General features: G+C 64.7%; 15 protein-coding genes. 4 read left to right on the top strand and 11 right to left on the bottom strand.

What is annotated here, in order from left to right; translation table 11 throughout:
* Both VGH54_RS29735 and VGH54_RS29730 read right to left on the bottom strand, forming a co-directional pair.
* Positions 1–464: helix-turn-helix domain-containing protein (locus tag VGH54_RS29735; protein ID WP_331515771.1), on the bottom strand; the 464-nt coding region annotated here is incomplete at its 3' end.
* A 79-nt stretch (positions 465–543) separates the two neighbouring features.
* The gene (locus tag VGH54_RS29730; protein WP_331515770.1) at positions 544–993 is read right to left on the bottom strand and encodes a MaoC family dehydratase; all 450 of its coding nucleotides are present in this window, start codon (positions 991–993) and stop codon (positions 544–546) included.
* Between the two features lie 177 nt (positions 994–1,170).
* Here VGH54_RS29730 and VGH54_RS29725 point away from each other — a divergent pair, with 177 nt between their 5' ends.
* On the top strand, positions 1,171–1,590 hold the full coding sequence (locus VGH54_RS29725) for a hypothetical protein (protein ID WP_331515769.1): 420 nt from the start codon (positions 1,171–1,173) through the stop codon (positions 1,588–1,590).
* A 31-nt stretch (positions 1,591–1,621) separates the two neighbouring features.
* On the opposite strand, the gene VGH54_RS29720 is transcribed toward VGH54_RS29725, so the two are convergent.
* Entirely contained in the window at positions 1,622–1,975 is a 354-nt protein-coding gene (locus VGH54_RS29720; protein WP_331515768.1) for a hypothetical protein, read from the bottom strand.
* A 103-nt stretch (positions 1,976–2,078) separates the two neighbouring features.
* On the opposite strand from VGH54_RS29720, the gene VGH54_RS29715 reads away from it, so the two are divergent.
* The 3 genes from VGH54_RS29715 (at position 2,079) to VGH54_RS29705 (ending at position 5,506) form a co-directional block, all read left to right on the top strand.
* Positions 2,079–3,263 carry an acyl-CoA dehydrogenase gene (locus VGH54_RS29715; protein WP_331515767.1) on the top strand — a complete coding sequence of 395 codons (1,185 nt, stop codon included), beginning with the start codon at positions 2,079–2,081 and terminating at the stop codon, positions 3,261–3,263.
* Between the two features lie 11 nt (positions 3,264–3,274).
* Positions 3,275–4,423, top strand: a complete 1,149-nt coding sequence (locus VGH54_RS29710) for an acyl-CoA dehydrogenase family protein (RefSeq protein ID WP_331515766.1) — start codon at positions 3,275–3,277, stop codon at positions 4,421–4,423.
* A 225-nt stretch (positions 4,424–4,648) separates the two neighbouring features.
* Positions 4,649–5,506 carry an SDR family oxidoreductase gene (locus VGH54_RS29705; RefSeq protein ID WP_331515765.1) on the top strand — a complete coding sequence of 286 codons (858 nt, stop codon included), beginning with the start codon at positions 4,649–4,651 and terminating at the stop codon, positions 5,504–5,506.
* Here VGH54_RS29705 and VGH54_RS29700 read toward each other — a convergent pair whose 3' ends face one another.
* The 8 genes from VGH54_RS29700 to VGH54_RS29665 all read right to left on the bottom strand — a co-directional run bounded on the left by VGH54_RS29700 (position 5,507) and on the right by VGH54_RS29665 (position 13,995).
* Positions 5,507–5,842: a YnfA family protein gene (locus VGH54_RS29700; RefSeq protein ID WP_331515764.1), complete on the bottom strand. Its 336-nt coding sequence runs from the start codon at positions 5,840–5,842 to the stop codon at positions 5,507–5,509.
* A 3-nt stretch (positions 5,843–5,845) separates the two neighbouring features.
* Positions 5,846–7,000, bottom strand: a complete 1,155-nt coding sequence (locus VGH54_RS29695) for a cellulase family glycosylhydrolase (RefSeq protein ID WP_331515763.1) — start codon at positions 6,998–7,000, stop codon at positions 5,846–5,848.
* Between the two features lie 95 nt (positions 7,001–7,095).
* Positions 7,096–8,748, bottom strand: coding sequence for a hypothetical protein (locus VGH54_RS29690; protein WP_331515762.1), 1,653 nt, complete (start codon positions 8,746–8,748; stop codon positions 7,096–7,098).
* A gap of 241 nt (positions 8,749–8,989) precedes the next feature.
* Entirely contained in the window at positions 8,990–10,201 is a 1,212-nt protein-coding gene (locus VGH54_RS29685; RefSeq protein WP_331515773.1) for an O-succinylhomoserine sulfhydrylase, read from the bottom strand.
* 70 nt (positions 10,202–10,271) lie between these two features.
* A complete protein-coding gene (locus VGH54_RS29680) occupies positions 10,272–10,685 on the bottom strand; it encodes a rhodanese-like domain-containing protein (protein WP_331515761.1) in 414 nt (137 codons plus the stop codon).
* Between the two features lie 71 nt (positions 10,686–10,756).
* Positions 10,757–11,911 carry a formate-dependent phosphoribosylglycinamide formyltransferase gene (purT, locus tag VGH54_RS29675; protein WP_331515772.1) on the bottom strand — a complete coding sequence of 385 codons (1,155 nt, stop codon included), beginning with the start codon at positions 11,909–11,911 and terminating at the stop codon, positions 10,757–10,759.
* A gap of 147 nt (positions 11,912–12,058) precedes the next feature.
* Positions 12,059–12,700 carry a PaaI family thioesterase gene (locus tag VGH54_RS29670; RefSeq protein WP_331515760.1) on the bottom strand — a complete coding sequence of 214 codons (642 nt, stop codon included), beginning with the start codon at positions 12,698–12,700 and terminating at the stop codon, positions 12,059–12,061.
* Entirely contained in the window at positions 12,697–13,995 is a 1,299-nt protein-coding gene (locus tag VGH54_RS29665) for an adenylosuccinate synthase (RefSeq protein WP_331515759.1), read from the bottom strand. The genes VGH54_RS29670 and VGH54_RS29665 overlap by 4 nt, the downstream gene beginning before the upstream one ends.
* Positions 13,996–14,053: the final 58 nt, after the last annotated feature.

Genomic DNA, 14,053 nt, shown 5'->3' with positions numbered 1-14,053 from the left:
TGAGCAAGCTGCACATTGTGGCCCTCCGCGCACTGCACGTGCGTGGCCAGCGGTGCGCCGCAACCTTCGCCGTGCACCAGATCGAGGCGTCTCGCGTCGCCCTGCAAGAGCATTCCGAATTCGACCAGGCTGACCAGTACGGGAAACAGCTGCCGGCCACGTCCGGTGAGCACGTACTCGTAGCGGGTCCGCTGCCCTGGCGACTTATACGGCTGCTTGGCCAGAACTCCCGCATCGACCAGCTGTTTGAGGCGCGTCGCCGCGATTTGCTCAGTGAAGCCGGCGCGTTGGGCAAAATCCTCGAAACGGCTGGTGCCCCAGAACGCCTCACGAAGCAGCACTAAAGCTGAACGTGTTCCGATGGTGTCCAATGCCCGTTCGATGGGACAGACTTCCCGGTACCCGGTCCTGTCGCCGTCGGCCAGACGACCTGTCAAAGTCATCGCGTCAGTTGCTGGGGTCATCGCATTATCCTATTCCGCTGGCATTACTTTCCCATAGCCAGATGGTGATTCATCTGAAAAGCCGCTTAGACAAACAGCTTTACTGCGGCTTGGCGAACGCCAGCACCCGCACCTTGCTGCTCTGTCGTACCTCGCGGTCCTGGTTCAGGGTGTCGTAGGCGATGGTGACAAGCCCACGGTCGGGACTCGCCTTGGACGTGTGCACGTCGACGACCTCTCCCTCGACGTGGAGTCGATCGCCCGGTCGCGTCGCGGTAGGCCAGGCGAGCTCACCGCCGGCGCCGATGATGCCGCGCGCCAGCGGAATTCCTGACGTGACAAGCAGGCGCATGGTGATGGCGGCGGTGTGCCAGCCGCTGGCCGCGAGCCCGTGAAAGAAGGTGTCTTGCGCAGTCTCGTCGCTCAGGTGAAATGGTTGCGGGTCCCACTTGGTTGCGAATTCGATGATGTCGTCGGCGGTGAGGTTGTAGACATCGGTACGAAATCGATGCCCGACGTGGATGTCCTCCAGCCAAAGCTCGGTAGCCATCGTGCCCCTCCCGCCGATAAATAGCTGGCTTTAAGATGCTAAAGTTAGCAAATTCAGTTCGCGAGGTGTTCAGGTTGTTAATTGCGGCCAGCCAGCCGACTACGGACCGCTTAATAGTCGCTTTGCGACGGTGCGGGAACCCGACGTCATCGGCCCACCCGGTTATCGTTGAATAACGTGACCACTACGGACCGACCGCCCGAGTCGCTGCTGGCGGCGATGGCGAAGGCACACATCCCGACAGAAAATCACCCATTCATCCGTCGAGTCACCGCCGCTATCGGCATCGCCGAATACCGCGCGGTCGCCGGTCCTGACAAGCCGTACATCGTGGCCAAGAGGCGCGACGGTCAGCCCGATCTGCACATCTATCACGGGTACACGACCGGCTTCGTCACCGAACAAGAAATCGCCGGCGTCGCGGGCAGCGGCGCCGGGCGCGGACCTAGCTCGCGAAAGGGAACCTGGTACGTCGAGCACCCGGAGAATCGAGTGCGCCTCAGCGGCACGCGTTCCGGCGACGTTCGGCGCGAGGGCAGGTTCTGCACGTGCGGCATGCAGTTATCGCTCACCGGAGTATGCGTCAGCTGCGACTAATTCTGCCGTGGCTGAACGTGATTGATCCGTCTTAGGGGACCCGTGTCCAGTCTTGACAGTTGCGCGACTCGAAGGCCTTGACTCCCGTATTGATGTTCGCGAACATCGGACCGACGGAAGTGTTGGTCTGCAGGACATGGTCCTTGGCCGCATCGGGTGTGCTGTAGGTGAACCACGAGCACATTGAGTCCTGGGTCGGCACGTTGTTGATCCACACTCCAAAGGCCGATCCTGAGCCGCCCGTGTGGTAGAGGCCCGGCGCAATGTCGGGTCCGACGACAAAGACACCGTTTCCAGGGATCGGGTCGACCGGATCGGCAACCGCCGGCGGGGCCAGCGCGACCGCTGCGACGAACACGGCCGACAAGCGGAGTAGCGGGGGCATTCTTCTTACCTCCATGCTGATGCCCCCATGGCAGAGCCTAGGCCGCAACTGTGCGGACGCCAACGCCGACGATTGCACTTCTCCGCGATGGCACTATTAGGCCATGAGCACTGGCACACTTCCCGACTTCAATCCGCAGGATCCGCTCGGCCTGGACACCTCACTGTCCGACGACGAGATCGCGGTGCGTGACACGGTTCGTCAGTTCTGCGCCGAGCACGTCATCCCGCACGTCGCGGAGTGGTTCGAGATCGGCGATCTCCCGGTCCGCGACCTGGCCAAACACTTCGGACAGCTCGGATTGCTCGGCATGCACCTGGAGGGTTACGGCTGCGGCGGGGCGTCGTCGGTGCACTACGGGCTGGCGTGTACCGAGCTGGAGGCCGCCGACTCCGGCATCCGGTCGATGGTCTCGGTACAGGGGTCGCTGGCCATGTTCGCGATCTGGCGGTTCGGCTCCGAGGAACAGAAGCAACAGTGGCTGCCCGGCATGGCCGCCGGCGAACTGCTCGGCTGCTTCGGCCTGACCGAACCCGACGCCGGCTCCGATCCGGCTTCGATGACCACCCGGGCGCGACGCGACGGGTCGGACTGGATTCTCAACGGCCGCAAAATGTGGATCACCAACGGATCGGTCGCCGACGTGGCGATCGTGTGGGCGGTGACCGACGACGGCGTGCGCGGCTTCGTCGTCCCGACCAAGACGCCCGGGTTTTCCGCCAACACCATTCACCACAAGCTCTCGCTGCGGGCGTCGATCACCAGCGAGCTGGTGCTCGACGACGTCCGCCTGCCCGACGACGCCATGCTGCCCGAGGTGAAGGGGCTCAAAGGTCCGCTGTCGTGTCTGTCGGAGGCGCGCTACGGCATCGTCTGGGGTTCGATGGGCGCCGCGCGATCCGCGTGGCAGGCCGCGCTGGACTACGCGGGGCAACGCACTCAATTCGGCCGTCCGATCGCCGGATTCCAGTTGACCCAAGCCAAACTCGTGGACATGGCGGTCGAATTGCACAAGGGCTTGCTGCTGGCGTTGCAGCTGGGCCGACTGAAGGACAGCGTGGGTCTGCGACCCGAGCAGGTCAGCTTCGGCAAGCTCAACAACACTCGGGAAGCGATCGAGATCTGCCGGACGGCGCGAACCATACTGGGCGGCAACGGGATATCGCTGGAGTATCCGGTGATCCGGCACATGGTCAACCTGGAATCGGTGCTCACCTACGAGGGCACTCCGGAAATGCACCAGCTGATTCTGGGTCAGGCCTTCACCGGCATCGACGCCTTTCGCTGAAGGAGCATCTGATGAGCGCACGGCTGGAGTACACCTTCGAGCACCGGCAGTTCCGCGAAATGGTCCACGACTTTGTGCAGCAGACCGTTGTCCCGGCGCACGAGCAGTGGGAGAAGGCCAGCTGCCTGGACCGCTCGCTGTTCACCGAAGCCGGCAAGCTTGGGCTGCTGGCGTTTTCGGTTCCCGAGGAATTCGGCGGCCCAGGTGTTGACGACTTCCGCTACAACGCGATCGTCGTGGACGAACTCCAGCGGGCGGGCGCGGCGGCCGAGGCTATCGCGCTCTCACTGCAGAACGACATCGTGCTGCCCTATCTGACCGACCTGACGACAGCCGAGCAACAGCGGCGCTGGTTGCCCGGTGTGGTCACCGGCGAGACGGTGATCGGCATCGCGATGACAGAACCCGGCGCCGGTAGCGATCTGGCGGGGATCCGCACTACCGCGGTGCGAGACGGCGACCACTACGTGGTCAACGGCTCGAAGACCTTTATTTCCAACGGGCAGACCGGAGATTTGTTCGTCGTCGCCGTGCGCACCTCGCCCGATCGGCACAAGGGGTTGTCGCTGCTGGCGGTCGAGCCGGAGACACCGGGCTTCAGCCGCGGCCGGAACCTGGAGAAGATCGGTCTGCACGCCCAGGACACCAGCGAACTCAGCTTCACCGACATGCGGGTTCCCGTCGAGAACCTGCTCGGGGAAGAAGGCCGGGGTTTCTATCAACTGATGAACAACCTGCCCCAGGAACGGCTGTCGCTGGCCGTCGGCGCCGTGGCGGCGGCCGAGGGCGTGCTGGCCGAAACCCTCGGCTACGTCAAGCAGCGGAACGCGTTCGGCTCCCCCATCTCCGGCTTGCAGAACACTCAATTCGTGCTCGCCGAGTTGTCGACCGAAATCGATATCGCGCGTACCTATCTCGACGACTGCATCGCCGAACACCTCACTGGCGAATTGACTGCGGCCCGGGCGGCGCGACTGAAATGGTGGACCACCGAACTTCAGGTTCGCACCGCCGACCGCTGCTTACAACTGCACGGCGGCTACGGGTACATGCGGGAATATCCGGTCTCGCGTGCTTTCGTCGACGCTCGCATCCAGACGATTTACGGCGGGACCACCGAGATCATGAAGACGATTATCGCCAAGGATCTCGGGATCTGAAGTTGCGGTGCCACGTCGGTCGCTGAGTGCGACCACATTCTTTTTTTGTTTTGTGACCACATGCGATATCAGCGCTTGGGTGATATCGCATGTGGTCACGTTTTCACGAACGGGTGGTGCCCAGCTGACGGTGCTGATGTGGCTGGTGCGCCGAGAGCGGTGGCTCGGCGCTCGGCTCCCGAAGCACAGTTCCGCACCGGACTTGACACCTGTAAAGTCCGTCGAATGGACAACATCAGGGGCAAGACCATCGTCATCACCGGCGCTGCCCGCGGCATCGGTTATGCGACCGCGCAAGCGCTGCTGGCGCGCGCTGCCCGCGTGGTCATCGGCGACCGGGACCTCGATGTGCTCGAAAGCGCGGTCGCCGGCATCAGCAGCCTGGGGCAGGTGACCGGTCATCCCCTGGACGTGACCGACAAGGAATCGTTCGCGGCATTTCTCGACAAGGCCCGTGCCGACGGCGGCGGGCACATCGATGTACTGATCAACAACGCCGGTGTGATGCCGGTAGGTCCGTTTCTCGACCAGTCGGCGCAGGCCATCCGCTCCTCGATCGAGGTGAACTTCTACGGTGTGCTCACCGGTTGTCAGCTGGTGCTGCCGGAGATGGTCAAGCGCCGCAGCGGACACATCATCAACATCGCATCACTGGCCGGCATGGTCGCGGTGCCCGGTCAAATCATCTACGCTGGAACAAAATTCGCAGTCGTCGGGCTGTCCACCGCGATGGCCGACGAATTCGCACCGCAGGGTGTCAAGGTCACCGCGGTATTGCCGACCTTCACCAACACCGAACTGATCTCGGGAACGTCGCCGTCGGCCGCGCAGAAGCCGGTCGAGCCGTCCGAGATCGCCGCCGCGATCGTCAAGGTGCTCGACAAGCCGAAATCCCGGGTATCGGTGCCTAGTTGGGGTAAATCATTCGCCGCCGTGTCCGCCCTGCTGCCGGACCGCGGTCGTCGCTGGCTCAACAAGAAGATGGGCAACGACGCGGTGTTCCTCAACCTCGACACCACCGCCCGCCGTACCTACGAAGATCGCGCGCAGCATGCGACGGGGGTCGTCGAGCACAAGGAGTGATCAGCGCCCGCGCGGCGCGTACATGATCACGCCGACGCCGGCCAGGCACACCGCTGCGCCGATGATGTCCCAGCGGTCCGGCCGAAAACCGTCCAGCGCCATGCCCCAGGCCAGCGACCCGGCGACGAACACGCCACCATAAGCGGCCAGCACGCGGCCGAACTGCGAGTCGGGTTGAAATGTGGCGACGAAACCGTAGGCGCCCAAGGCGATCACCCCGAAGCCGGCCCACATCCAGCCCCGGTGCTCACGGACGCCCTGCCACACCAACCATGCGCCGCCGATCTCCAACAGCGCGGCCACCGCAAACAACAGGATCGACTTGGCGACGGTCACGGCCTAGCCGGCCGTTGACGCGCTCAGGGATCTGATCGTCTGAGATTCGATGTTCTCGAAGGCAGTTCCATCTGGCCGCAGCAAATCGTGGAACCACACTTTGGGGACCGCTGAATACGGGTGCTTCCACGAATCCCACGGAAAGTAAGTCTGCGTCTTGCCCGCCACCAAACCCCAGTTGATCGCACCAACGTTGTGCCGCTTGGCAATTGGTAGGATCGACTCAACGGTACTGCCCTGCGGGCGGGCCATGTATTCGGTGCACAAGATAGGTCGCCCGTGCGGGGTGAGCTCGCCGATGCGGGACTCGAACGCCGACGGCCCGGCGTAGGAGTGAAAGCTGACCACGTCGGAGTTGGCCAGCTGAATGTTCTGGATCGTGGTGCGACTTGACGCATCCGCCCACTCGCCGTCCCACACGCCACTGGTCAACGGCTGGCGAGCGTCGACGGCGCGCGCCCAGGTGAAGGCTTGGGGGAGCAGCTCTGCGACCCGGTCCAGTTTGTCGGCGCGCTCGACGCTGGCGTACTGCGGCGCGGGATTGTCGGGTTCATTCCACACATCCCAACCCAAAATCCGGTCGTCGTTGCGGAATTGGGTCATGACGCCGGTGACATACTCCTGCAGGGTCCGGGTGTAGCTCTTGTCGTCGATGCGATCAGCGCCGGGGCCCTGCACCCAGCCGGAGTTGTGCACCCCGGGAGTCGGGGCATGCTGGCGACCAACTTGGGGATGCGGGTCCCAGCACGAGTCGAACAACACGAACAGCGGTTTGATGCGATGGCGGGACGCGATGTTGACGAACTGCGCCAGACGCGTCTGGAAGCCGCGGGAGTCCTGAGCCCACAGCTGGTCGTGCAGGAAGACCCGGACCGTGTTCAGCCCGTGTAGCCGGGCCCAGCCCAATTCGGTGTCGATGCGCCGCGGGTCGTAGGTGCCCGGCTGGAACATCTCGAATTGGTTGATCGCGGTGGAGGTGACGAAGTTCGCGCCGACAGGCCAGCCCTGGGCTTGGTACCAACGGTTGGCACGGTCGGCCGACCACCGACTCGACTCGGCAGACGCGCGGGGTGGCTCAGCGGAGGCGCGTGGCGACGACGCCAGAGCAGTCCCGGCAGCCAGCAGCAACGGCAGTTTCAGAACCGTTCGGCGATACACAAACTGACGATAAGTTGAGCACGCCGCCGTTCCCGGTATTCATTCCGCGCGTCGCGCTACTTTGTTGTGGCAATTGTTATCTGGCCGTCACCACATCAGCGCGACGTGGCAAGCATCCGCTCCAGGGTCAACGCTTGGGCTCCGGCCGATACCGACGTCGGCCCCGCTGTCGCGATCATCGCCCACCGGCCCGGCACGACGGCGACCTCCTCGCAAGGCTGTTCGGCCGTGCAGAATTCCGACACCAGCGAGCGGATGTTCTCGGCACTTTCCGTCGCCTCCGGACTGAGCACGCGAGTCGCTGCCCCGACACCGACCTCGGGATGACGCGCCATGAACTCGCGTAAGAACAGGGCACCGGTGACTTTCGGGTTGATGTCCTGAACAGCGGCCAGCACGGTGTCCCCGAACACGCCGCCCACGGTCCCGACGGCGAAGTCGATGCCGCAGTGCAGCAAGCCCAGTCGTTGGTGCAGCTCGGTCATCGTCTTTCGCAGCCCGGTGTACAGGCTCACGTCCAGACCCAGGTTCTCCCAGTCCACGGCGCTCAGGTAGATGTTGCCCTTCCACGACGTGCCACGCATGAACTGCAGAGTGAGACCGTCCAGTAGCGTGCCGGAGCGCACGTGAGCTGACGGTGTAGTCAAGACCCGCTCGCCGCCGACGCTTCTTTCGAGGTAGGTGACGTGCGCTTCGAGCACTTGGTCACCGCCCAACTTCCACGCGGCGGTCGCGAGCTCCTCGAGACGCCGGGTGTCGTCGAGTTCGATATCCGGCACGATCCGGCCGCCGTTGCCGCCGTCGGACGGCTTCAGGCAGGCACGCGACAGCCCGTACCGATCCCGCAGAAGCGCGCCCGCGCGAAGAAGATCGCGAACGAAATCACCGCGATCCTCTTGCCAGGTAACGGCGTAACCGGGCAGCACAGGGATGGGTGCTTGCAGGGCTTTGAACGCCTCGCTGGCCCGGTGCTCGTGCTCCAAAATGACTGGACCCGGCCGGCCGGCGACCTGGCTCTCCAGACTCAGGGCTGCCTCGACCGTTGGATGCAGCATGCGCTTTCGGTTCCACACTCCCAGGCGAAAATCGTTGGCGTCAACTCGGATTCGGCCAAGTCCGGTGATCCTGGCCAACCACGTCACGAACAGCTGAAACTCCGGTTCAAAGTCGTACGGGCACACCACCGTTGAAGGGTTCTCTCGAAGAAACTCGATGATTTGGCGCACCACCGCATCGCGGTCGCCGCCGTCGACCGCGCGACGCAGCAGGGCCTGAGACAGGTAGTAGTAGTCCGCATCCGGAAGTACAAGGCGCTCAACGCCACTTGCTGCAACCCCGCGGCGCCACGGCTGAGTCCGTCCGACGACGAGATCGCCACTGCGGGCAAGGTAGAGACCGCGAGTCTCCACATATGTGGTGAGGTCCAACAGCGGCCGCCCCTCCACCATCGCGGTGAGATCCGTCTCGAAGCTGCTGGCATAGGGCGTGGTCGAATGCACCATCAGACGCGGCTGCTGCTCGCTTGGCGACGAAAATTCGACATGCTCTCCGACCAGCTCGGGGAGTTCATCGGGTTCAATCGACAGCAACTTGCGCGTCGCGATGGCGAAGTCGGTTTCGTCGAATCTCAGTGGGCCCGCGTAGCTCTGCCAGGGGATTTCGTCACCATCGATAACGACGGCCCACTCGTAGAAATGACCGGTCAGCGGATGAGGTGACGTCCGCGGGCGGCTGATGCACGATATCACTCAGGTCTCTCCATATCTGGCCCAGCGCAGTCAGGGGTAGACGCTGCGGCGCGCACCGTCGCACTGATATCGAACGCACTCACTATGGCGTTACTATCGCGCCGAATATTCTTAGCAGACCAAATCGACTGGAAAGACTAAACAACGGCAAGATGAATAACGACGGAACTAGGAACCACCGCGCCAACATCGGCTGTCGGATATGCCAATTGCCGATGGCCAGGAAACTCTCAGCAGACTCCTAGTCCAAGGCCCTGTCGATGTCGGCGATCAGATCGTCGGTGCTCTCCAGCCCCACCGAGATGCGAACTACCCCGTCGCCCAACCCGATAGCGGCGCGTCCCTCGGGCCCCATCGCACGATGGGTTGTCGTCGCCGGATGGGTGACAAGGGATTTGGAGTCACCCAGGTTGTTGGAGATATTGATCAACTGCAGTTTGTCCAATACCTCGAAAGCACGCTGCTTGGCTGCGCTGTCAGGGACGTCGAGTTCGAAGGTCACCACCGTGCCGCCACCGGACATCTGCCGCTTTGCCAGGTCGTATTGCGGGTGCGACGTCAAAAACGGGTAGCGGACCCATCGCACCGCGGAGTGGCCCTCCAGGTATTCGGCGATCCGTTGCGCGGACGTGTTCTGGTAATCGACCCGAATTGAAAGCGTCTCAAGGCCTTTCAGCATCACCCAGGCGTTGAAGGCACTCATCGCGGGCCCGGTGTGACGCATCAGCTTCTGCACCGGGCCATCGATGTATTCCTTATCGCCGAGGATAGCCCCGCCGAGCACTCGGCCCTGCCCGTCGATGTGCTTGGTCCCCGAGTAGACCACCACGTCGACGCCGAGCGGAAAGCCTTGCTGCAGAAGGGGAGTCGCGAAAACATTGTCCAGTACGACTTTGGCTCCGGCTGCGTGTGCGAGCTCGGTGACGGCGGCGATATCGACCAACGATTGCATCGGGTTGGACGGCGTCTCGAAGAACACCGCCTGAGTAGGCACCGAAAGTGCCTTCTCCCACTGAGATAGGTCGTCGCCGTCGACGAATACGGTCTCGACGCCCCACCGCGGCAGGATCTCGCCGCACACCACGAAACACGACCCGAACAGACTGCGCGATGCGACCAACCGATCACCGGCTGCCAGCAATGCGCCCAACGAGGTGAAGACCGCCGCCATCCCGCTCGCGGTGGCGAAAGCCGCGGGGGCACCCTCGATCAGGCGGAGGCGTTCCTCGAACATGCTGATCGTCGGGTTGCCGTAACGCGAGTAGACGTAGCGATCGACTTCCCCGGTGAACGCCTGCTCGGCCTCGGCGGACGAGCCGTAGACGTAGCCGGACGCCAGATACATGGCTTCGGCGGTCTCTTCGAACTGCGACCGCAGGATGCCGCCGCGCACGCCGATCGTGGCTTGGCTGACGCCGTCGGGCAATTGCAATGGCGTGCGAACCGACGGCACCTGCTTGGGCTCGTCAGTCACGTGCGCCGCTCCTCAGCATCCCTACGCTCTGCATCGTCGCCGGCGCGGGTCATGTCTGCTTCCACGGCAAACCGATTGCCCGCCAGCCTCTTCCGCCGCGATGACTGTTGCCGTCGAGTTGACCTTCGAAACCGTCGAGCACGTTGTAGGAGGGGGCGATGCCGGCCTCGGTGGCGGCCTCGGCCGCCCCGATCGAGCGGTTACCCGAACGACACAGGAACACCACCGGGCGATCGTCGCGGGCCGGAACGTGCTCCAACAGGTCGGCCACGAAGTTCTCGTTGGGCGTTCCGTCGGAAGCGTTCCATTCGATGTACACGACATCGCGGCCCAGGCTGGCCAGGTCCGGCACGCCGACGAAGCGCCATTCGGCGTCGGTGCGTACGTCGACCAGAACCGCCTCGGGGTTCTCGCTGAGCATCTTCCATGCCTGCTCGGGGGTGATATCTCCTGCGTAGCTCACCCGCGTGAGTCTCGCATACGCGACTGGGAGGCCGCTGACGGGGAAGCCCCCGGCGTCGATGTCGCGGCGGGCTACCAGAGCCGTCGCAGCGCGGTCGACACCTTACGCGCGTGGCTGCGGGCAGCGGTCACGTCGGCGGCGGTGACGACGGCGGCCCCCAACGGGCGCCGGGCTTCGGAGTCGTCGTAACTGAACACCCGCACGTCGCTTTCCGGCCTGCGCAGCGCGTCGGCGAGTGCGCCACCGGAGTGCGGACCCTGGACCGCGCCGCCGGCGTAGATCACTTCGGCGGCACCCGGTGAAATCATGATCGTGTCGACCGGAAGTCCCAGGATGGCCCGGGCCTGCAGCTCGAATTCCGAGAGCCGTTGGGTGCGCGTGGTGACCAGGCCGCTCTCGAACGGCCGGGCGGTGACGTCGCTGAAATAGACCTCGTCCCCGCGGACCATCAAATCCACCCCGAACACACCGCGCCCGCCCAGCGCCTTGACGATCCGGGCCGCGATCGACCTGCCCGCATCCAGCGCGGCGGGGGTCATGTCCTGCGGCTGCCAGTACTCCTGCACGTCACCAATGGCCTCGCCGTGGCCGATCGGCGCACAGAAGTCGAGCGTCGGCCCCGTCGGACCGATACTGCGCACCGTGAGCAGAGTGACGTGGAAGTCGATCTCGACCAGAGTTTCGGCCAGCACCCGGCTGTGGGCCAGCCGGCCACCGGCGGATACCGCCCGCTGCCAGGCCGACTCGAGATCGCCCGGCAGCAGGACCACGGACTGCCCTTCGCCGCCGACGGCAGCCACGGGTTGCACGCGCAACGGGTAACCGGCGTGGTCGGCGATGGCGCGCAACTCGTCGAGCGATCCCGCGAACCAGAACGGGGCGGTCGGCAGCCCCAGCTCGTCGGCGGCCAGCCGGCGCGTGCCCTCCCGGTCGGCGGTGAGCCGGGCGCAGTGCGGGGTGGGCACAAGCTCGGCGGCACCGGCTTCGGCCACGGCGATCAAGGCGTCCACCGCGACGGCGTCGGAGGCCGTCACCACGAACTGCGGCTGCAGCCGTCTGATTGCCGCACCCAGCTCGTCGGCGTCGGTCATGTTGACCACCAGCGCCTGGTCGGCCACGCCATGCGCCGGTGCATCGGCGTACCGCTCGGCGGCGATCACGTGCGCGCCGAGGCGCTGCAGGGCGATCGCCAGCTCGCGGCTGAACTCTCTGGACCCCAGCAGCATCACCGTCGGCCGGTGGCCATCGCGATGCCCGTGAGTCGACTCGTTCTGCGGCCTATCGTCAGCCACCGGTCCCACCTTCTCCCCTAGTTACGCTGCTCAAGGATAGGTGCGCTGCCCGTGTGACCGACGTCGCGGAGGTCGCCGCCCCTACGGCTGGCCGGGCAGCAGGCGCACCATCAAGCCGTTGGCCTCGGCCAGCAGCGTCTCGCCGTCGAGCAGTTCGCCGCGGACAAACGCCTTGCGACCCTCGGTCGCCGCCACGTGGCCCCGGACCGTCAGCGGGGTGTCGATCGGGGTGATCTTGCGATAGTCGACATGCAGGAAGGCGGTGCGGCTGATCGGCCGGGCAGCGGCGTGGACGACCATCCCGAAGACGTGATCGAACAGCAGCGGGAGCACACCGCCGTGCACCGCGCCGTTACCGCCGACATGAAACCGGGTGAAATGGCCACGCATCTCCACGCCGTCGGGGTCGTACCTGGTCATCGTCCACGGCGGCAGCAATAGGCTGCCCATCCCGGGAAGTTGCGGCGATCGGCCCGCCGGGGCCTGGCCTTCGGGTGCCGTGAACGGCGCGAGCTGATCAGCCAGGGCTTCGGCGTGCTCGGCGGCGTCATTCCAGACATCGTCACTGGGGTCGGCGGACACCGCCAGATCCTGCAACCGCCGCATGGCGGCCACGAACCGTCCGAACCCGGGACCCGGGCTGGCGGCGCCGTATTCCGGGAAGCCGCCGTGATGGTCGTAGTCGGGGTCGAGTTGTTCCGGGCTCTGCGAGGGATCGGTCATCGGCGGGCCGCCAGGACGTCGCGCCGGACGATGGTCTGCTCGCGGCCCGGGCCGACACCGATACACGAAATATGGGCTCCGCCAAGCTCTTCCAGTCGCAACACGTAGTCGCGAGCCTTGGCCGGCAGGTCGTCGAACTCGCGCGCCTCCGAGATGTCTTCCCACCAGCCGGGCAGTTCTTCGTAGATCGGTTCGGCGCGGTGCAGATCGCTCTGGGTCATCGGCATCTCGGAAGTCTCTTTGCCGTCGACGCGGTAGCCGACGCAGACCGGGACCGTTTCCAGGCTGGACAACACGTCGAGCTTGGTCAGGAAGTAGTCGGTGATCCCGTTGACGCGGGTGGCGTAGCGGGCGATGACAGCGTCGAACCAGCCGCAGCGCCGACGACGCCCGGTGGTCACACCGAACTCGCCGCCGGTCTTGGACAGGTATTCGCCGTTCTCGTCGAACAGTTCGGTGGGGAACGGGCCGGAGCCGACCCGGGTGGTGTAGGCCTTGAGGATTCCCAGCACGGTGGTGATCCGGGTCGGGCCGATGCCCGAGCCGACGGCCGCGCCGCCGGCGGTCGGATTCGATGACGTCACATAGGGATACGTTCCGTGGTCGACGTCGAGCAGCGTGCCCTGCGAGCCTTCCAGTAGGACGGTCTCGCCGGCCTGCAGCGCATTGTTGAGCAGCAGTCGCGTGTCGGCGATGCGGTGTTTGAAACTCTCCGCCTGCTGCAACAGCGCCTCGACGACGTGGCCGGCGTCCAACGCCTTGCGGTTGTAGATCTTGACCAGCACCTGGTTTTTGAATTCCAGCGCGGCTTCGATCTTGTGGGTCAGCATTCCCTCGTCGAGCACGTCAGCGACCCGGATCCCGATACGGGCGATCTTGTCCTGGTAGCACGGCCCGATACCGCGACCGGTGGTGCCGATCTTCTTGCTGCCCATGTAGCGCTCGGTCACCTTGTCGATGGCCACGTGATACGGCATCAGCAGATGTGCGTCGGCGGAGATCAACAGCTTCGAGGTGTCGACGCCGCGGTCTTCGAGGCCCTTCAGCTCGTCGAGCAGCACACCCGGATCGATGACCACGCCGTTGCCGATGACGTTGGTGACGCCGGCCGTCAGGATGCCCGACGGGATGAGATGCAGGGCGAAGTTCTCGCCACTGGGCAGCACCACGGTGTGTCCCGCGTTGTTGCCGCCCTGGTAGCGCACCACCCATTTGGTGCGGCCGCCGAGTAGGTCGGTGGCCTTGCCCTTGCCCTCGTCGCCCCATTGGGCGCCGATCAGGACGATTGCCGGCATGGCATTTCTCCCACTCATATCTGCCGCTTATTGTGGTCCAGCCGGTGACCCACACTAT

Source organism: Mycobacterium sp. (assembly GCF_036488105.1).
GTDB lineage: Bacteria > Actinomycetota > Actinomycetes > Mycobacteriales > Mycobacteriaceae > Mycobacterium.
This window is presented reverse-complemented; position numbering and strand designations above follow the sequence as displayed.